The sequence below is a fragment of the Mesorhizobium amorphae genome (assembly GCF_014843845.1).
Lineage (GTDB): Bacteria > Pseudomonadota > Alphaproteobacteria > Rhizobiales > Rhizobiaceae > Mesorhizobium > Mesorhizobium amorphae_A.
Map to the genome: position 1 here is coordinate 280,102 of NZ_JHQS01000051.1, position 18,205 is coordinate 298,306.

An 18,205-nucleotide genomic window follows, 5' to 3' on the forward strand; every position below is an offset into this window, starting at 1 on the left:
GAACGAATGAACGACATAGCGAACGTATCTTCTTCCAGCATCGGCAAGAAGATACGCTCCGAAAGGGCGCTGCGGGACTGGTCCCTGGCGGAACTTGCGGAACGGTCGGACGTCTCAAGGCCATGCTCAGCACGATAGAGCGCGGCAAGACCAGCCCGACCGCGGCACTGCTGGTGCGCATCGCCGCGGCCTTCGGTATGACGCTTTCCACACTCATTGCGCGGGCGGAACTGCAAGGCGGCGGCCTGTTGCGCGAAAGCGAGCAGCCGGTGTGGCGCGACCCAGCTACGGGTTATGTCCGGCGCCACCTCTCGCCAGCCTCGGACATGCCGCTCGAACTGATCAAGGTGCGGCTGCCGGCGGGTGCCAGGGTCAGCTTCCCGGCAGCGTCCTATGCCTTCATCAAGCAGCAGATCTGGCTGATCGGCGGGCGGCTCGATTTCACCGAAGGCGACGTCGTGCACTATCTGCGGCCCGGCGACTGCCTGGCGCTCGGCGCACCGTCCGACTGCACTTTCCACGCCCCGGGACCGGAGGCAGCCGACTAGGTGGTTGCGCTGGTCAGAGGGTGATCGCGTTGCGAGACGTCCCAAGCGCTCCGACAATGGCGGGCCGCCGCTCGACGACTATGACGGCCCACCCTGGGGAAAGGGCGACGCCTTTATCTTCTTCGCCTGGCAGGCAGCCCATGCGAAAGCCTGGAAAGCGCCAAACCGCGAAATCATGCTGATGCGGCTGGACAAGGCCGAGCGGCTCGGCCTGACCTATGAGGAGTACACGCTCGAAATCCTCGAGCGCGGCCGGCACCTGCAGGAGGAAGACACCGAACGCATCGCCGAAATCCGCCGGGCGCGGAAGCGAAGGCGCTTCAACCACTTCGAATGACGCCGACCTCGAACTGCTCCCACCGCACCACCGATAGTCACTGCTTCAAAGGACACACGGCAAAGCATGAGTTCCATCGAAATCAAGGTTTTGAGCCACGATGCGGAAACCGAGAAAATGCTGGCCGACCTGCTGGTCGAAACGGTTGCTGCCGGCGGATCGGTCAGCTTCATGCATCCGCTGGCGCGAGAAGCGGCGGAGGCATTCTGGGGCCAGTCCCTCGCGGCGGCGGCGCGCGGCGAGAGGGTTGTGCTGGGTGCTTGGGATGGCGAGGCTCTGGTCGGCACCGTCACCTTGCTGCTCGACTTTCCTCCCAACCAGCCGCACCGGGCCCGAGATCGCCAAGCTGATGACCCGGCTCGCCCATCGTGGCAAGGGCGTGGCGACCCGGCTGATGCGGGCCGCGGAGGATCTTGCCGTCGAGATGGACCGGACCCTGCTGGTGTTGGACACGGCGACAGAGGAGGGCGCTTGCGGCCTCTACGAAAAACTCGGGTTCACGCTCGCCGGCGAAATCCCGGACTTTGCGTTGAAGCCGCATGGCGGACTGACCGGCACGCTCATCTACTGGAAGCGCATCGGTCGGCGTCGCTGACTTTACGTCGACGCCGCGCCGGCGAGGCGCGACAGAAGCCACTGACGGAAGTCTTGTTCGGCGCGCGTCAGCGGTGCGGCCGACGCCCGTGTCAGGAAATGCCCGGAGCTGCTCGAGAGTTCGAAGTCGGAGAGCCTGACCAGATGTTTGCCGGCGAGCGCGGCGTCGATCATCGGCCGTGAACCCAGCAGCACGCCGGCGCCGGCCTTGGCCGCTTCCATGGCGGCAACGAAACTGTCGAAGCGGTGCGAGCGCCTCGGGTGTCCCGGCACGCCGGCGGCGGCGAACCATTCCGCCCACATTTCACGCGCTCCGGCGACCAGAAGCAAAGGCAGCGAGGTCCAGTCGGGATTGCCGGCGAGGGTCGGGGAGGCCACCGGCACAAGCCGCTCGATGGTCAGCCTGTCGGCTTCGCGGCCGGGAAAGGCTCCGTTGCCGAAGCGAATGTCGAGCGCCAGGCCAGGCTGATCGTAATCCGTCGGCCGATGGATCGTCACCATGTCGAGCTGGATCTGCGGAAGAGCCTTCGCGAGATCGGGTAGCGAAGGCACCAACACCAGCAGCGCAAAGGAGATCGGTACTCGAATGGTGACGGTCTGGATGGCGCGCGGCTCGAACAATTCCGTGGTGCTGTTGCCGATGGTGGCGAACGCCGACTGGATGTGAGGCAGGTAAGCAGCGCCCTCCGGCGATAGCGCGACGCCGCGCGCCAGCCGTGAAAACAGCCGGACCTTCAACCGTTCCTCGAGAGACCGGATGTGCTGGCTGACGGCCGCCTGTGTCAGGCCGAGCTCGGTCGCCGCGGCCGTGAAATTCGATAGTCGCGCCGCCGCCTCGAAACTGCGCAGCCAATCGAGAGGGGGCAAAGCCGGAATCCGAGCCATTAGCTCTCTTTGGTCATTGGCCGAAAAATCATAATTTGAATTATGCCTGTCAGGCGGCCAGCATGCAATCGAACCCTGCGGACCAAGGCAACAGGAACGGATCTCCATGCTGACTCACGCGCTCATCGGCGACGAAGGAAGAACGATCGAACTTGGCTGGGAGAATGGGACGCGCACCCGCTTTCACGCAATGTGGCTGCGCGACAATGCGCTCGACGACAAGACGCGCAGCGCCGGCAACGGCCAACGTCTGATCACCATTCTCGACGTTCCCGCCGATACGCGCATCGGCGCGGCCCTGATCAAGCCCGGTGCCCTGGAGCTTACCTTTATGCCGGAAGGAAAGACGGTCAGCTTTCCAGCGGAATGGCTTGGCGCGCACGCCTACGACCGCGTCGAGTTGCGCAAAGGAGGCTGGACGAGCGATGCGGTCGAGCGCTGGACCAGGGCGACGATGCAGAATTCGGTGCCGCGCGCCGGCTACGCCGCCGCCAGTCATGATCGCGAAACGCTGCGCGAATGGCTCTCGGCTGTGAGGCGCTTCGGTTTTGCGGTGATGGATGGCCTGCCGGCCGAATCCGGCGCGCTTTGCAAGGTGTCCGACCTGTTCGGCTATATCAGGGAGACCAATTACGGGCGCTGGTTCGAGGTGCGCGCCGAGGTCAATCCGAGCAATCTCGCCTACACCAATCTCGGCCTGCAGGCGCACACCGACAATCCCTATCGCGATCCGGTGCCGACGCTGCAGATCCTGTCCTGCATCGAGAATACGGTGGAGGGCGGCGAGTCCAGTGTCGTCGACGGGTTCGCGGTCGCCGAGGCGCTGCAGACCGAGAACCCGGAAGGGTTCCGTCTGCTGAGCTCCTATCCGGCGCGCTTCGAATATGCCGGCTCGTCGGGCGTGCGGCTGCAGGCCAAGCGGCCGATGATCGAGCTTGGGCCGGATGGCGAACTCATCTGCATTCGTTTCAACAACCGCTCGCTGGCGCCTGCCGTCGACGTGCCATTCGCCGAGATGGGCAAATACTATGCGGCCTATCGCCGGTTCGCCGAACTGATCGAGGATCCCCGTTTCGAAGTGACGTTCAAGCTCGAGGCCGGGCAGGCCTTCATCGTCGACAACACCCGCGTCATGCATGCGCGCAAGGCGTTTTCCGGAACCGGCAAGCGCTGGCTGCAAGGCTGCTACGCCGACAAGGACGGCCTGCTGTCGACGCTTGCGGCGATCGAGCACGGTTTCCGGGAGGCGGCGGAATGAGCGGCCAGGATCTGAACGCGGACAACATCGTCGAGTTCATCGCCGACATCTTCGAACGCCGGGGTGCCGAGTCCTATCTCGGCGAGCCGGTGACGATGTCCGAGCATATGCTGCAGGGCGCCTGGCTCGCCGAGCAGGACGGCGCGCCCGACGTGCTGGTGGCGGCCGCGCTGCTGCACGATATCGGCCACTACACCAGCGAGTTCGGCACCTACTCGCCCGACGATGTCGAGGACAAGCACCATGACGAGGCCGGCGGCGAAGTACTGGCGCCGTTCTTTCCGCCGGTGATCGTCGAATGCGTCAGGCTGCACGTCTCGGCCAAGCGCTATCTGTGCGCCACCGATCCGACCTATTTCGGCAAGCTCTCGCAGGCCTCGGTCCATACGCTGTCGTTGCAAGGCGGCCCCATGAGCGCCGAAGAGGTGGCGGAGTTTCGCAAGAACCCGTTCCACGAAGAAGCGGTACGCGTCCGCATCTGGGACGAGGGCGGCAAGATCGCCAACATGAAGACGCGGACTTTTCGCGACTACGTGCCGCTGCTGCAGCGCGTCGTTCGCGAGTTTCGCGATCGCGCCTGACGCAACCCTCACTGGAGGAGACGGACCATGTGTTTTTGCTTCGACGGCGAAAGCGTGGTGACTGCATCCCGGCCGTATGACTGCCGCGAGCGCCTGCCTGCCGCAAGTGCTCCCGTATCGCTGCCGACCGCTTCCCGCGGCGAGCCCAGCGCCGCTGCCGGCTCGTTCGAACCCGCCGATGCCAGGCACGTTCGCGGTCTTGCTGCTGCGCTTGTTCCGATGTATTAGCCGCGCCCGGCATGCGGCCTTCCTTTTCATTAGCCGCACCGTGTCAACCACGCTTTTGATGGAGGCGACGATGAGATCTTGTTCACGCATTTTGCGCCTCCGCGGCGGAGAGTCGGGCTGATCCGCGCCCACAGCGGGTTCCCACTTCCTGACAATCTGAGGACCGCCGCGCTGCGACGCGTGGTTGTCGTCTGGTTCGCGATGCATCGACGTTCAAAACGGTGGGAGCCGAGAGCTCCCTGCCGACGTTGACGGCTGCCCGAAGGGCTGAGATGCGGCTTTGCAACACCTCGCCAGACCATTGTAATCATTGAAGAATAGGCCTTGTGTCGAGCTCGTCGTGGGCGTAGAGACGCTGCCCATTCCTAACCCGTCTTCCTGAAAGGAGACCTGTCAATGTCCCGGCAATCCAGATCGACACAGTCCGTGCCGACGCTGGAATTGCGTGCGGCTGACAGGGTTCCAATCAGGAAGAACGGCCATGGCAAAGTCCATGATCCAGCGCAGGCAGGACGCCGAGCGCGAACGCATTGAAGCATATGCCGCAACGCTGCGGCGGGTTTCCCACGTCCCGCGTCCCGCTCCGGATTTCGAGCGGGCGCTTGATGAGGCACGCCGGGGCTTTGCCGGCGTCGCGATCCGCGACGGCGCGCTGTGGCGTCCGAAGCTGAAGACGCGCGACCGCGCGCGCTTGCGGCTGGCCGCGGCGCGCCATCTCTATGCGCGCTACCCGGTCTCAGTCGCGCTCGAGGCCATCTGGCTGGACGGTTCGGGGCTGGATGCCAATGAGGTGGCGCTCCGCAAGGCCTGGTACATCGCGGTCGCGCGTGGCGACTCGCTGTACAAGGCGGGCGCCAATGCATGGCTGTCGCGCAAGGAGGTGCATTGCTTCCTGAACGTGGCCGGCGATTTCACCTTCGACGAGGCGTTCTGGTTGGCGATCGCGCGGTCCTACACGGATGATCCCGGGTTGGCCGCCCGCCTTGCGCGGACGAAGATCGCGCGCACGCCGCGCGGCGAGTTGGCCTTCTGGCGTGAGGTGACGCGGTTCTTCTGCGGGCATCCTGCCTCGAAGGAGGAGATCGACGATCTCTGCGACTATATCGGCGCCATGCACCAGCGCGACGCGGCGTACAGCCTGAAGGGCCGCACGCTCGCCTCGCTGCGCCGGCAGATGCTGGAATGGCACCGCGACATTGCCGCGATCGAACGCATCGAGGCAATACGCCGCCGCGCCGCCGGGCGGGCTCCACGTACTGCCGGACCGCAGTCGGAGAGCCGCGCCTGGGACGGCTCGCGTCTCGAGGACTGGGAGTGGAAGCCGTCGGCCAAGGAGGCGAAGGCGCATGGCGAGCGCTTCTTCGTTCGCCAGCTGAAGACGGCCGAGGACCTGGTTGCCGAGAGCCGGGCGATGCATCACTGCGTCTCGATGTACGCGGCCAAATGCATCGCCGGCTACGCCTCGATCTGGGTGCTGCGGCGCACGGCGCTCGGCAGGATCGAGCGGCTGCTGACGATCGAGCTCGATCCGCAAAACCGTGCGGTGCAGGTGCGCGGTTTCGGCAATCGCGTCGCTTCGGCGGAGGAGTGCAAGGTCGTCGAGCGCTGGGCCAAGGCGAGGGGCGTGGTGCTCAGGGCCTGAAAAAACGGAAGACCCGCGCGGCGGAAAACGCCGCGCGGGTTATGCCTTCCTGGTTGCACAAGCGGGATAGCGGACTAGCCTTTGTGGTGCACCTGCTGCAGCCCGTAGACCGGCGTCGGGATGCCTTCATGCCGCGCCTTGAGCTGCAGCGACAGGAACTGCGAATAGTGGCGCGACTGGTGCAGATTGCCGCCGTGGAACCAGAGCGCTTCCTGCTGCGTCGGCTTCCACATGTTGCGCAATTCGCCTTCCCAGGGCCCCGGGTCCTTGGTGGTGCTGGAGCCGAGACCCCAGCATTTGCCGACCTTGTCGGCGACCTCTCGGGAAATGAGGTCGGCCGCCCAACCATTCATCGAGCCGTAGCCGGTGGCATAGACGATGAGGTCGGCCGGCAGTTCCGATCCGTCGCTGAGCAGGACCGAATGTTCCTTGATCTCCTTGACCTCGGCGCCGCTTTTCAGCTTGATCGAACCGTCGATTATCAGGTCGGACGCGCCGACGTCGATATAGTAGCCGGAGCCGCGCCTGAGGTACTTCATGAACAGGCCGGACTCGTCATCGCCCCAGTCGAGCATGAAGCCGGCCTTTTCCAGGCCCTTGTAGAATTCGGCATCGCGCTTCTTCATGTCGGCGTAGGCCGGGATCTGGAATTCATGCAGGATCTTGTAGGGCAGCGAGGCAAAGATGAGGTCTGCCTTGGCCGTGGTCATGCCGCCTTGCACGGCCTTTTCCGAGTAAAGCGCCCCCAGACCGATTTCCATCAGCGTGTCGGATCTGGAGATATGGGTGGTCGAGCGCTGCACCATGGTGACTTCGGCGCCGGCCTCCCAAAGGGCCGCGGCGATGTCGTGGGCTGAATTGTTCGAGCCGATGACGACGGCGCGCTTGCCGGCATAGGCATCCGGGCCGGGGTGCTGCGAGGAATGGTGCTGATCGCCCTTGAAGCTGTCCATGCCCTTGAAGTTTGGCATGTTGGCCTTGCCGGATTGTCCCGTCGCCAGCACCAGTTGCTTCGGCTTCAGCGTGATGTCCTTGCCGTCGCGGTGCACGATGACGGTCCATTCCTTCTTCTTGTCGTCATAGGTAGCGCTCCTGGCCTCGGTCGAGGACCAGTAGTTCAGCTCCATGACCTTGGTGTACATTTCCAGCCAGTCGCCGATCTTGTCCTTGGGCGAGAAGACCGGCCAGTTCCTGGGAAAATCGATATAGGGCAGATGGTCGTACCAGACCGGGTCGTGCAGGCAGAGAGACTTGTAGCGCTTGCGCCAGCTGTCGCCGGCGCGCTCGTTCTTCTCGACGATGATGGTCGGCACGCCGAGCTGCCGCAGCCGCGCGCCGAGCGCGATGCCGCCTTGGCCGCCGCCGATGATCAGCGTGTGCGGCTGCGTCTTGAAGCCGAGTTCGGCGGCTTCCTTCTCGCGTTCTTCCTTCCAGGTCGGGCGGTTCTTGCCGTGGCCATGCTTGGCGCCCATCGGCCGGGCGAAGCCCGCCGGCTCCTCGTGGCCCTTCAACTCGACCATGGTGGTGAGCAGCGTCCAGATCTTGCCGTCCTTCAGTCTGATATGGCCGAAGCCGCGCGCCACTTCCGTTTCGAAGCTGATCCAGCCTTCGAGCAACCCGTCGCTTTCGGTGGCGTCCTCGCCCTCGGCGATCGCCCAGTTCGAAGGTTTCGTTTTCGCCAGCTGGCTGACCAGCATGTCGCGCACCTGGTCGCGGCCTTCCATGGTCTTGATGTTCCAGGTGAAGGTGACGAGATCGCGCCAGTAGCAGTCGCCCTGAAAACAGGCGACGGCCTTGTCGATATCGCCGGCGGAGAGAGCCTTGCCGAATTTGTCGAGCAGGTCGGCAAGCTTCTTGTTCGGGGCCTTTTCCAGCATCAGTTTCCTCCGGGGTCTTGGGATCGCTTCTTGGGTGAGCGGGTGGCGGGGGCATTGTCCGGCGCGGCGAAAGTATTTCGCCAAAACCGCCATCGCGTCACGCCCTCCAATAGTTTGGCGCGTTTTCAGCGGTTTAGCGGGTATTCGGCCATCATAGCCTCTGCCGGTTCTCAAACAGCACGGCCAACCCGTTTCATCGGGTTGATGCATTCACATTCGCCGTTGACAGCGGCGCAAAACCAATTCTATTGTCCGCGACCATGAAAACGGCACTCATTCTCGTAGGAAAGCGCGTGGGCAAGGCGGTGTAACCGCCGGGCGAAAACCTCCCATGCGCACACACAGGCTCCCTCGGGGGCCTTTTTTATTGCCCGAAACACGACTAAACGACCAGCAATCGCCAGATGGCGGACAGTACGGGACCAGACCGATGAGCAATGGACAGAGTGAGCGGCGCGAAATGACGGGCGCCGAAATGGTGGTGCAGGCGCTGAAGGACAATGGTGTCAAGCATGTCTTCGGCTATCCGGGCGGCGCCGTTCTCCCGATCTACGATGAAATCTTCCAGCAGGACGAAGTCGAGCACATCCTGGTCCGCCACGAGCAGGGCGCTGGCCATGCGGCGGAAGGCTATGCGCGATCGACCGGCAAGGCCGGCGTCATGCTGGTGACCTCGGGCCCTGGCGCAACCAATGCGGTGACGCCGCTGCAGGACGCGCTGATGGATTCGATCCCGCTCGTCTGCCTGACCGGGCAGGTGCCGACGTCGCTGATCGGCTCCGACGCCTTCCAGGAGTGCGACACGGTCGGCATCACGCGCCCCTGCACCAAGCACAACTGGCTGGTGAAGGACGTCAACGAACTGGCCGCGACCATCCACGAGGCCTTCCATGTCGCGACCACCGGGCGTCCAGGCCCGGTCGTGGTCGACATCCCGAAGGACGTGCAGTTCGCCAAGGGCATGTACGTGCCGCCGCAGACGGCGCCGCGCACCAGCTACCAGCCGAAGGTCCAGGGCGACCTCGACAAGGTCAAGGCGGCGGTCGAACTGATGGCCGGTGCCAAAAGGCCGATCATCTATTCGGGTGGCGGCGTCATCAATTCCGGCTCCGAGGCCAGCCATCTGCTGCGCGAACTGGTCGACCTGACCGGCTTTCCCATCACCTCGACGCTGATGGGGCTCGGTGCCTATCCGGCTTCCGGCAAGAACTGGGTCGGCATGCTCGGCATGCACGGCACTTACGAGGCCAACATGGCCATGCATGATTGCGACGTGATGATCTGCATCGGCGCGCGCTTCGACGACCGCATCACCGGCCGGCTCAACGCGTTCTCGCCGAACTCAAAGAAGATCCACATCGACATCGATCCGTCGTCGATCAACAAGAACGTCCACACCGACGTGCCGATCATCGGCGATGTCGGCCGGGTTCTGGAGGATCTGGTGCGGCTGTGGCGAGCCAGCGCCAAGGCCGACAAGAAGGCGCTGCACCCCTGGTGGGAGCAGATCGCCAAATGGCGCGCAAGGGACTCGCTCGCCTACAAGATGAACCACGACGTGATCATGCCGCAATACGCCATCCAGCGGCTCTATGCGCTGACCAAGGACATGGACACCTACATCACCACCGAGGTCGGCCAGCACCAGATGTGGGCCGCGCAGCACTATCATTTCGAGAAGCCGAACCGCTGGATGACGTCAGGCGGGCTGGGCACGATGGGCTATGGCCTGCCGGCGGCGCTCGGCGTGCAGATCGCGCATCCCAACGCACTGGTCATCGACATCGCCGGCGACGCCTCGGTGCAGATGACGATGCAGGAGATGAGCACGGCGGTGCAGTACAATGCGCCGATCAAGATATTCATCCTCAACAACCAGTATATGGGCATGGTGCGGCAGTGGCAGCAGCTGCTGCACGGCAACCGGCTGTCGCATTCCTATACCGAGGCGATGCCCGACTTCGTCAAGCTGGCCGAGGCCTATGGCGGCCACGGCATTCGCTGCGACAAGCCGGACGAGCTGGACGACGCGATCAAGGAAATGATCTCGGTGAAGAAGCCGGTGCTGTTCGACTGCCGCGTGGCGACGCTCGCCAACTGCTTCCCGATGATCCCGTCGGGCAAGGCACACAACGAGATGCTGCTGCCTGACGAGGCGACCGACGAGGCGGTGGCCAACGCCATCGACGCCAAGGGCAGGGAACTGGTGTAGGCAGAGCTGATAAACACAGGGTTAGACCATGACGACGTCAGCAAGGGCCCTTTCGTTGATGTTGCACCACACGTTTCGCATGCTGTGCGCATTTGCAATGGTCCTTGCCATCAACGATAGCGCGATAGCCCAGGATACCCTTAGCGTGCGAGGAACAACCGTATCGTTGGTTCCTCCGAAAGGTTTCGAGCCCACGGGAGATTTTGCCGGTTTTGTGAACAACGACATTAAGGGAACGATCGCAGTTACCGAATTGCCTAAGGAGGCTTTCGGCGAAATGTCGACACTTTTTTCAGATGTCGACAAAGTAAACGCAAAATTCTCCAATGGAGGAATCAGGGCGAATACTCTTGAATGGCTGAAAATAAATACAGGGGAATCCATCCCTCTTATACATGGGACGCAGACCACTTTAGACGGTCATTTTGACAAATGGATGGCTGTGTATGGCGGAAACAAAACATCCTTGGTGACCCTGCAAGTCTTGGAGCCAAATTCTCTCGATCCTTTAGTCGTCAAGGCGGTGTTCGCCTCGGTGAAGACCGGAGTCGTGGCGTCGCAAGAGGAGCAGCTTTCGCGCTTGCCATTTGAACTCAAGGTAGTCGAACCTTTTCGATTCATAGGTACACCGGCAGGCCTGGGAGCGCTGCTAACCGTCGGTCCAAACGATTTGAACTCTGGCAACCTCCAGCCGATCTTGATGGTTGTTCATCAAGCAGGACCAGTGGCACCCGACAGCCTGGAGAAGATGGCTGAAACCCAGCTCAGGATCACGTCAAGCTTCAGGGCTGCGCAGATCCGCTCAACCAGGCCCATAAAGTTTGCCGGTGCGGAGGGTATTTTGCTTGAGGGCACAGTCACGTTGGATGGAAGCGTCAAGCAGTTCTCCCAGCGCTTTAGCATTGGAAAAGACGGCCTTTTTTTGCGTTTGGTTGTGATGGGAAGCGAAGCGCAGATGCAAGAATTGCGGGATGTGGTCGAACAGATTGCCTCCTCAGTCGCCCTCAAAAGCTGACAGCAGCATACTTTTGGGAGAATGCCCTGGAACAATCTATGGAAAGCCGCAGCTAAGCTAACGCGGCAAAAGTGTCTCAGTCCGTGTTGGACAACCAAACATCGAGGATAGAAAAGTCACCCCATGAACGCACAGCTACAGCCGACCGGCTCCGCCTATTTCATCGCCAAGGAAACGGAAAAGCCCGAAAACCACACGCTTTCCGTGCTGGTCGACAATGAGCCGGGCGTGCTTGCCCGGGTCATTGGTCTTTTTTCCGGGCGCGGCTACAACATCGAGAGCCTCACCGTTTCCGAGACCGAGCACGAAAAGCATCTGTCGCGCATCACCATCGTGACGCGTGGCACGCCGCATGTGCTGGAGCAGATCAAGCACCAACTCGAGCGCATCGTGCCGGTGCACCGCGTCGTCGATCTCACCGTGCGCTCGCACGAGCTGGGCCAGGAGCGGCCGCTGGAGCGCGAACTGGCGCTGGTCAAGGTTGCCGGCACCGGCGATTCCCGGGTCGAGGCGCTCCGGCTCGCCGACGCCTTCCGCGCCAGCGTCATCGACGCCAACACCGAGCATTTCATTTTCGAGATCACCGGCAAGGGCTCCAAGCTCGACCAGTTCATCGCCATCATGAAGCCGCTCGGCCTGGTCGAAATCTGCCGCACCGGCGTGGCGGCGATGAACCGCGGCCCGCAAGGGATGTAGTTCCCAGCCGTCTTCGTTCAGCTTGCAATCCTGAGCATCTGGCCCGGCCAAAGGCTGTCGGTGGCCTTTGTGTACTTGATGTAAAGGGACAATAATACTGACTTATCTGGGAGGGTATCATGTCGCTCAACGCGTTTCTTGCCCTGCTGGTCTATGCCCTCGTCACCTCGATCACGCCGGGGCCGAACAACCTCATGCTGCTGGCGTCGGGCGTGAATTTCGGCATCGTCAGGACAATTCCGCACATGCTGGGCATCAGCATCGGCTTCCTGGTGCTGCTGATAGCCGTCGGCCTTGGCCTGGGTGCGGTGCTGACGGCATTTCCGGCATTGCATACGGGATTGAAGATCGCTGGCGGGGCGTATCTGCTCTACCTCGCCTGGAAGATCGCGATGTCCCGTTCGCTGACCGGCAAGGGTGAGGCAGAGGCGCGGCCGATGCGTTTCATCGATGCGGCGGCGTTCCAGTGGGTCAATCCCAAGGCCTGGGTGATGGCGATCACCGCCATGGCCGTCTACACCAATCCCGACCACCCGTTCCTGTCGGTGGTGCTGATCTCGATCGCCTTCACTGTCGTCAACCTGCCGAGCGTCTCGGTATGGGCGGGGTTCGGCACCGCGCTGCGCGGTTTCCTGTCCGATCCGGTGCGGCTGAAATGGTTCAACATCGCCATGGGCGTGCTGCTGGCGGCAACGCTGTGGCCGATGCTGAGGTAGCCTGCCGCCTTATTGTGCAGTGCACATTAAATCTTCGTAATGCCGCGTTTTGGCCCTTTTCCGACAAAGGCGTGTCCTATCTATTCGGCGAATTCGCGGCGCGGAGCCGTGATTTGAGCTGGAACAAGACCACCGGGTTCGGCGTGTCGGATGAGAGGACTTGTTGTCGATGCGCGGAAAAATCCTCTTTGCGGTGATTGCGGTGGCCTGCCTCGCCGGAGCCGGTCTCTATCTTTCGCCCATGGCCATGGGCAAGGTCCAGCAGCTGATTTCGGGTCAGAAGGCGGCGGCCACGGACAAGACCGCCAAGGCATCGGACAAGCCTGCTGCGGGTGGCGCCCGCTCGGCTTCGATCGTTTCAGCAGCCGCATCAACCGCGGATTTCCCGATCCGCCGCTATGCCATCGGCTTCGTGTCTTCGCCGGCGGTGGTCAGCATCAACGCCCGGGTATCCAGCCAGATCGTAGCGATCGCGGTCAAGGACGGCCAGATGGTGAAGGCCGGCGACCTGCTGCTCTCGCTCGACGACCGCGCCCTGAAGGCGCAACTGGCCAAGGACCAGGCGACGCTCGTCAAGGACCAGGCGATGCTCGTCAGCGCCACGGCGGATCTCCAGCGCGCCAAGGACCTCGTCGCCAAGCAGGCCGGCACGCAGCAGACCTACGATCAGGCGATCGCTGCGCAGAAAGCCGCGGCCGCAACCATCGATGCCGACAAGGCGACGATCGATGCCGACAACGTTCAGCTCAGCTATGCAACCATTTCGGCACCGATCGCCGGCAGGCTGGGCGCCGTCAATGTCTCGGTCGGCGATCTCGTCACCGTCAGCAACGGCAACAGCAGTACCGCGACGCCGCTCGTCACCATCACCCAGATGGACCCGCTGCAGGTGAATTTCACCCTGCCGGAGAGCAACCTCGCTCTGCTGCACAAGGCGCTTGCAAACCCGCAGCAAGGGGCGGTGACGCTGACCAAGGACGGCGACCCGACGCCGATCGGCAAGGGCACGCTCGATTTCGTCGATTCCAGTGTCGACACCGCGTCGGGCACGATTGCCACGCGGGCGAGCATACCGAACGCAGATCTTTCACTGTGGCCGGGCCAGTATGTGAATGTCATCCTTGACGCCGGCATCATGCCGCAGATGACCTCCGTTCCCACCGTCGCGGTCCAGCCCAGCCAGAAGGGGCCGTTCGTCTATGTCGTCAAGCCGGACAACACCGTCGAGATGCGGCCGGTGCAGGTGGCGCTGACCGAAGGCGAGAACAGCGCCATCAGCCAGGGGCTGAAAGGCGGTGAGAAGGTTGTCACCGAGGGCCAGACAAGGCTGAAGGACGGCGCCGCCGTGCATGAAGGCAAGGCCACGGCGAGTGCTGCCGCGCCCAAGGTGGCCGAGGCGACTAACGCCGGCGAGGCGGCCCAATGATCTCCGAATTCTGCATTCGCAGGCCCGTCGCCACCCTTTTGATGTCGTTCGCCCTCGTGCTGGGCGGGCTGTTTGCTTACAAGTTCCTGCCGGTGGCGGCGCTGCCGAGCGCCGAATTCCCGGTGGTCAACGTGTCGGCCCAGCTGGCCGGCGCCTCGCCGGAAACCATGGCGACTTCGGTGGCGACGCCGCTGATCAAGCAGTTCGCCACCATTGCCGGCATCGATTCGATCTCGACCACCAACTCGCTCGGCCAGACCTCGATCGCCATCCAGTTCGTGCTCAACCGCGACATCGACGCGGCCGCGGCCGACGTGCAGGCGGCGATCGCGCGCACGCAGAAATCATTGCCGCCTCAGATGACGGCGCCGCCGAGCTACCGCAAGGTCAATCCGGCCGATGCGCCGATCCTTTTGATGTCGTTGGTCAGCGACACCGTGCCTTTGACCGATCTCGACGCCTTCGCCGAGAATGTCATCTCGCCGTCGCTGTCGACCATCGATGGGGTGGCGCAGGTCTCGATCTTCGGCCAGCAGAAATATGCGGTGCGCATCCAGATCGATCCGACCGCGCTTGCCGCGCGCGGCATCTCGATCGATCAGCTGCAGGCGGCGATCGCGTCTGCCAACAGCAATACGCCGCTCGGCGTGCTGCAGAACGACAAGCAGCAGCTCACCATCACCGCCAACACCCAACTCGACAACGCCGCTGGGTTCTCCAACCTCATCATCGCCACCAAAAACGGTCACCCGGTGCGGCTGGGCGAGGTCACCCGCGTCGTCGATTCGGTCGAGACGACGACGACGGCGAGCTGGTACGACGGTACCCGCGCGATCATCATGGCCGTGCAGCGCCAGCCCGACGCCAACACCGTCGACGTCGTCGACAAGGTCAAGGCAATGCTGCCGTCCTTCCAGGACCAGATGCCGGCCGCCGCATCAATCAAGCTGCTAAACGACCGTTCGACCTCGATCCGTCAGGCCGTCGACGACGTCCAGTTCACGCTGCTGTTGACCATCGCGCTGGTGGTCATGGTGATCTTCGTGTTCCTGCGCCGGGTGACGGCGACCATCATCCCGGCCGTGGCGGTGCCGATCTCGCTGATCGCCACGCTTGGCGCGATGTTCCTGTTCGGCTTTTCCATCGATAACATATCGCTGATGGGCCTGACGCTTGCGGTGGGCCTCGTCGTCGACGATGCCATCGTCATGCTCGAAAATATCTTCCGCCATATGGAGGAGGATGGGTTGTCGGCCTTCGACGCATCGCTGAAGGGCGCGCGCGAAATCGGCTTCACCATCATCTCGATCTCGATCTCGCTGGTGGCGGTGTTCATCCCCGTGCTTTTGATGGGCGGCGTGATCGGCCGCATCTTCAATGAATTCGCCGTCGTGGTGACGGTCGCCATCCTGGCGTCGATGTTCGTCTCGCTGACGCTGACGCCGATGCTGTGCTCGCGGCTGCTGTCGGTCACGAAGGCTGATCGCGACAAGCATGGCCCCGGCCACAAGCAGGACCTCGTCACACGCAGCTATGACCGGGTCTTGAGCTTCTGCCTGCGCCACACCTTCCTGGTGTTCCTCGTCTTCATCGGCACCGCTGCGGCGTCGGTATGGCTGATCGAGGTCTCGCCGAAGGGCTTCTTCCCGCAGGAGGATATCGGCCAGATATCGGTGACGACCATCGCCCGGCAGGACATCTCGTTCGACGCTATGGCCAAACTGCAGGGGCAGGTGGCCAGCGTCTTCTCGCATTCGCCCTATGTCGACCATGTGGCGTGGTCGGCGGGCAGCGGCAACAATGCGCTCAACCAGGGGCAGCTCTTCGTCCAGCTCAAGGGCAAGGACCAGCGTCCCGATATCGAGAAGGTGCTTTCGGATCTGCGCAAGCAACTGGCTGGCGTGGCGGGTATCGAGGCCTACATGCAGCCGGTGCAGAACCTGAGGCTGGGTTCGCGCTCGTCGGCAAGCGCCTACCAGCTCGTGGTTCAGGGCCTCGATACCGGCCTGACCGACACCTGGGCGCAGAAACTGAATGACGCGATGGCGGCCGACCATGCGACCTTCACCGACGTCACCAGCGACCTGCAGAACAATGCCCTGCAGGCATCGCTGGTGGTGGATCGCGACAAGGCCGCCCAGCTCGGCATCGACACCGACACGCTGCGCACCGCCCTCTATGGCGGGTTCGGCACCGACCAGGTTTCGACGATCTTCGGCTCGGCCGACAGCTATGAAGTCATCACCGAGCTCGATCCCAAGATCGAATGGTCGCCCGAGCGGATGCTCGCCATCCAGATGAGAACGGCGAGCGGCTCCCTGGTTCCGCTTGGCGCCTTCGCCCGGGTCGATCGCACGGCCGGCGCGCTGACGGTCAACCAGCTCGGCCAGCTTCCGGCCGTGACCATCTCCTACAATCTGCCGCAGGGCGTGGCGCTCGGCGACAGCGTGACCCGCATCAACGCGCTCAAAGAGCAGATCGGCATGCCGAAGGCGATCTCGACCACCTTCGCCGGCACGGCCAAGACCTTCCAGGATTCGCTGGCCAACCAGGGCCTGCTGGTCGGCGGCGCGATCCTGACCATCTATATCGTGCTCGGCATTTTGTACGAGAGCTTCATCCACCCGCTCACCATCCTCACCGGCCTGCCATCGGCGGTGCTGGGCGCCGTTGTCGCCTTGCGCTTTGCCGGCATGGATCTGTCTGTCATCGCGGTGATCGGCATCCTGATGCTGATCGGCATCGTCAAGAAGAACGGCATCATGATGGTCGACGTCGCTCTGGAACTGCGACGAGAAGGCATGTCGGCGACCGAGTCCATCCACAAGGCGTGCCTGATGCGTTTCCGCCCGATCATGATGACGACGCTGGCGGCACTGATGGGCACGTTCCCGATCGCGCTCGGTACCGGCGCCAGCGCCGAGCTGCGGCAGCCGCTGGGCGTTGCGGTCGTCGGCGGCCTGCTCGCCTCGCAGGCGCTGACGCTGTTCGTCACTCCGGTGATCTATGTCTACATGGAGAATTTCTCGGGCTGGCTGGTCGGGCTCATGCCGAAGAAGAGCCAGCCGACGCTCCAGCAGGATGAGGCTGCGGAGCAGCCCTCGCTGTTTGATCCGGAGGAAGGACGGGTTGTCCGACTCCAGAAAGCTGCGGCCGAATAGTTCGACCGCAACCTGCTGGCTCAAGCCGCCGTACCTGCGGCCGCATGCCGGCGGTCCTGGAACCCTTTTCACAGTGATGGTGACTGGTTGATTTGCAGCCATTGCAAGATCGGCAGGCGCTGCGGGAGGACGAGGAGTTCGATGCGTCAACGACGCGATGCCCGAAATACTCTCGATCGGTGTGCTGCATGTCCCGGGTGCCGGGATTCAGGACAACCTCGCCGACAAGGCAAAGAAGCTTGGCATCCCGGTTTGGAAGTTCGGCGCCGGTTGATCGGCCGATGCGCCATCGCGCGAATTCCCCGAGGCATGTGAACGGCTCGTTTCTGATAAAGACGCGGGCCGCGTCGTGGCGACGCTAGTTCCTGACGGCCTCGTCAATGACCGCGATCGCGTCGACCTCTATGAGGTAGCCTGGGGACATTATCGCTACCCCGACCACCACATTCGCTGGTTTGTGATCTCCAAACAGCGAAATCTGCGCTTCTTCGATGATCGGGACGTGTTCATCACGCTTATAATCGACAATGTAGATTGTGATCTTGCAAACTTGCTCAGGCCGTGCACCTGCCGCACGGAGCGCTCGGCCGAGATTGCCGAATGCCAGGCGCGCTTGCGCCGCAAAATCACCAGGCCCAACGAGCTTGCCGTGTATGTCTTCGGGCTGCTGACCTGAGACGAATACCAGCTTGGAACCCGTCGCAACGACAACCTGTGTGTACATCTCTGGAATTGGCAGATCATCTGGGTTGATGAGTTCGAGCGACATCAAATAATCTCCTGCTTCGTTCGACTGAAATCGACATTGGTGATCATCGCGTTGCTGGCAAGCAGGACGATGGCAAGCGTTCGGCGCTGGTGCGCGTGGCGGTCCGCGGCATGGTGAGGCGCCGATGAACATACGTTACCGGGTCGAGCTGAGACAAGCCGAGCGCGACGAGTTGAATACGCTCCTGAATGGCGGCAAGTATGCCGCGCGCAAGCTCAAACGAGCCCAAATCCAAGAGTCACAATCACTGTGAAACGGTG

General features: G+C 62.7%; 16 protein-coding genes and 1 pseudogene. 13 read left to right on the top strand and 4 right to left on the bottom strand.

Annotation, left to right across the window (positions count from 1 at the left end; all coding sequences use genetic code 11):
* Nucleotides 1–6 precede the first annotated feature (6 nt).
* Both DH08_RS19710 and DH08_RS19715 read left to right on the top strand, forming a co-directional pair.
* Nucleotides 7–548: pseudogene (locus DH08_RS19710) on the top strand (helix-turn-helix domain-containing protein).
* Nucleotides 549–552: 4 nt separating this feature from the next.
* Nucleotides 553–885 (top strand): hypothetical protein, encoded by a 333-nt coding sequence (locus DH08_RS19715; RefSeq protein WP_192180909.1) that lies wholly within the window; start codon nt 553–555, stop codon nt 883–885.
* A 45-nt stretch (nt 886–930) separates the two neighbouring features.
* Here DH08_RS19715 and DH08_RS36500 read toward each other — a convergent pair whose 3' ends face one another.
* On the bottom strand, nt 931–1,230 hold the full coding sequence (locus tag DH08_RS36500; protein WP_246800941.1) for a hypothetical protein: 300 nt from the start codon (nt 1,228–1,230) through the stop codon (nt 931–933).
* Between DH08_RS36500 and DH08_RS36505 the strand changes: the two genes are divergently transcribed.
* On the top strand, nt 1,151–1,480 hold the full coding sequence (locus DH08_RS36505) for a GNAT family N-acetyltransferase (RefSeq protein ID WP_246800931.1): 330 nt from the start codon (nt 1,151–1,153) through the stop codon (nt 1,478–1,480). The genes DH08_RS36500 and DH08_RS36505 overlap by 80 nt on opposite strands.
* Nucleotides 1,481–1,482: 2 nt before the next feature.
* On the opposite strand, the gene DH08_RS19725 is transcribed toward DH08_RS36505, so the two are convergent.
* On the bottom strand, nt 1,483–2,364 hold the full coding sequence (locus tag DH08_RS19725) for a LysR family transcriptional regulator (protein WP_192180910.1): 882 nt from the start codon (nt 2,362–2,364) through the stop codon (nt 1,483–1,485).
* Nucleotides 2,365–2,470: 106 nt separating this feature from the next.
* Between DH08_RS19725 and tmpA the strand changes: the two genes are divergently transcribed.
* The 3 genes from tmpA (at nt 2,471) to DH08_RS19740 (ending at nt 6,073) form a co-directional block, all read left to right on the top strand.
* A complete protein-coding gene (tmpA, locus tag DH08_RS19730) occupies nt 2,471–3,622 on the top strand; it encodes a 2-trimethylaminoethylphosphonate dioxygenase (RefSeq protein WP_192180911.1) in 1,152 nt (383 codons plus the stop codon).
* Complete coding sequence (tmpB, locus tag DH08_RS19735) at nt 3,619–4,203, top strand: (R)-1-hydroxy-2-trimethylaminoethylphosphonate oxygenase (RefSeq protein ID WP_192180912.1); 585 nt, start codon at nt 3,619–3,621, stop codon at nt 4,201–4,203. The genes tmpA and tmpB overlap by 4 nt, the downstream gene beginning before the upstream one ends.
* A 709-nt stretch (nt 4,204–4,912) precedes the next feature.
* Entirely contained in the window at nt 4,913–6,073 is a 1,161-nt protein-coding gene (locus DH08_RS19740) for a PcfJ domain-containing protein (protein ID WP_192180913.1), read from the top strand.
* Between the two features lie 74 nt (nt 6,074–6,147).
* Here DH08_RS19740 and DH08_RS19745 read toward each other — a convergent pair whose 3' ends face one another.
* The gene (locus tag DH08_RS19745; RefSeq protein WP_192180914.1) at nt 6,148–7,950 is read right to left on the bottom strand and encodes an NAD(P)/FAD-dependent oxidoreductase; all 1,803 of its coding nucleotides are present in this window, start codon (nt 7,948–7,950) and stop codon (nt 6,148–6,150) included.
* 430 nt (nt 7,951–8,380) lie between these two features.
* Here DH08_RS19745 and DH08_RS19750 point away from each other — a divergent pair, with 430 nt between their 5' ends.
* The 6 genes from DH08_RS19750 (at nt 8,381) to DH08_RS19775 (ending at nt 17,176) form a co-directional block, all read left to right on the top strand.
* Nucleotides 8,381–10,162, top strand: coding sequence for an acetolactate synthase 3 large subunit (locus DH08_RS19750; RefSeq protein ID WP_192180915.1), 1,782 nt, complete (start codon nt 8,381–8,383; stop codon nt 10,160–10,162).
* A gap of 28 nt (nt 10,163–10,190) precedes the next feature.
* On the top strand, nt 10,191–11,177 hold the full coding sequence (locus DH08_RS19755; protein ID WP_192180916.1) for a hypothetical protein: 987 nt from the start codon (nt 10,191–10,193) through the stop codon (nt 11,175–11,177).
* A gap of 123 nt (nt 11,178–11,300) precedes the next feature.
* Nucleotides 11,301–11,873: an acetolactate synthase small subunit gene (ilvN, locus tag DH08_RS19760; protein ID WP_006204962.1), complete on the top strand. Its 573-nt coding sequence runs from the start codon at nt 11,301–11,303 to the stop codon at nt 11,871–11,873.
* Between the two features lie 119 nt (nt 11,874–11,992).
* Entirely contained in the window at nt 11,993–12,589 is a 597-nt protein-coding gene (locus DH08_RS19765; RefSeq protein ID WP_192180917.1) for a LysE family translocator, read from the top strand.
* Between the two features lie 169 nt (nt 12,590–12,758).
* The gene (locus DH08_RS19770; protein WP_192180918.1) at nt 12,759–14,015 is read left to right on the top strand and encodes an efflux RND transporter periplasmic adaptor subunit; all 1,257 of its coding nucleotides are present in this window, start codon (nt 12,759–12,761) and stop codon (nt 14,013–14,015) included.
* Nucleotides 14,012–17,176, top strand: a complete 3,165-nt coding sequence (locus DH08_RS19775) for an efflux RND transporter permease subunit (protein WP_192180919.1) — start codon at nt 14,012–14,014, stop codon at nt 17,174–17,176. Before DH08_RS19770 ends, DH08_RS19775 begins: the two co-directional genes overlap by 4 nt.
* A gap of 358 nt (nt 17,177–17,534) precedes the next feature.
* On the opposite strand, the gene DH08_RS19780 is transcribed toward DH08_RS19775, so the two are convergent.
* On the bottom strand, nt 17,535–17,945 hold the full coding sequence (locus DH08_RS19780) for a RidA family protein (protein ID WP_192180920.1): 411 nt from the start codon (nt 17,943–17,945) through the stop codon (nt 17,535–17,537).
* Nucleotides 17,946–18,069: 124 nt separating this feature from the next.
* Here DH08_RS19780 and DH08_RS36935 point away from each other — a divergent pair, with 124 nt between their 5' ends.
* A complete protein-coding gene (locus tag DH08_RS36935) occupies nt 18,070–18,198 on the top strand; it encodes a hypothetical protein (RefSeq protein WP_282595052.1) in 129 nt (42 codons plus the stop codon).
* The last annotated feature ends 7 nt before the right edge of the window (nt 18,199–18,205 follow it).

Excerpts from the sequence above, each read along its gene's own strand:
- DH08_RS19765 (WP_192180917.1), top strand. The coding sequence starts at position 11,993 with ATGTCGCTCAACGCGTTTCTTGCCCTGCTGGTCTATGCCCTCGTCACC.
- DH08_RS36505 (WP_246800931.1), top strand. The coding sequence starts at position 1,151 with ATGGCGAGGCTCTGGTCGGCACCGTCACCTTGCTGCTCGACTTTCCTC.
- DH08_RS19775 (WP_192180919.1), top strand. The coding sequence starts at position 14,012 with ATGATCTCCGAATTCTGCATTCGCAGGCCCGTCGCCACCCTTTTGATG.
- DH08_RS19755 (WP_192180916.1), top strand. The coding sequence starts at position 10,191 with ATGACGACGTCAGCAAGGGCCCTTTCGTTGATGTTGCACCACACGTTT.
- DH08_RS19745 (WP_192180914.1), bottom strand. The coding sequence starts at position 7,950 with ATGCTGGAAAAGGCCCCGAACAAGAAGCTTGCCGACCTGCTCGACAAA.
- DH08_RS19780 (WP_192180920.1), bottom strand. The coding sequence starts at position 17,945 with ATGTCGCTCGAACTCATCAACCCAGATGATCTGCCAATTCCAGAGATG.
- DH08_RS19725 (WP_192180910.1), bottom strand. The coding sequence starts at position 2,364 with ATGGCTCGGATTCCGGCTTTGCCCCCTCTCGATTGGCTGCGCAGTTTC.
- DH08_RS36935 (WP_282595052.1), top strand. The coding sequence starts at position 18,070 with ATGAACATACGTTACCGGGTCGAGCTGAGACAAGCCGAGCGCGACGAG.
- ilvN (WP_006204962.1), top strand. The coding sequence starts at position 11,301 with ATGAACGCACAGCTACAGCCGACCGGCTCCGCCTATTTCATCGCCAAG.
- tmpB (WP_192180912.1), top strand. The coding sequence starts at position 3,619 with ATGAGCGGCCAGGATCTGAACGCGGACAACATCGTCGAGTTCATCGCC.
- tmpA (WP_192180911.1), top strand. The coding sequence starts at position 2,471 with ATGCTGACTCACGCGCTCATCGGCGACGAAGGAAGAACGATCGAACTT.
- DH08_RS19750 (WP_192180915.1), top strand. The coding sequence starts at position 8,381 with ATGAGCAATGGACAGAGTGAGCGGCGCGAAATGACGGGCGCCGAAATG.
- DH08_RS19740 (WP_192180913.1), top strand. The coding sequence starts at position 4,913 with ATGGCAAAGTCCATGATCCAGCGCAGGCAGGACGCCGAGCGCGAACGC.
- DH08_RS19770 (WP_192180918.1), top strand. The coding sequence starts at position 12,759 with ATGCGCGGAAAAATCCTCTTTGCGGTGATTGCGGTGGCCTGCCTCGCC.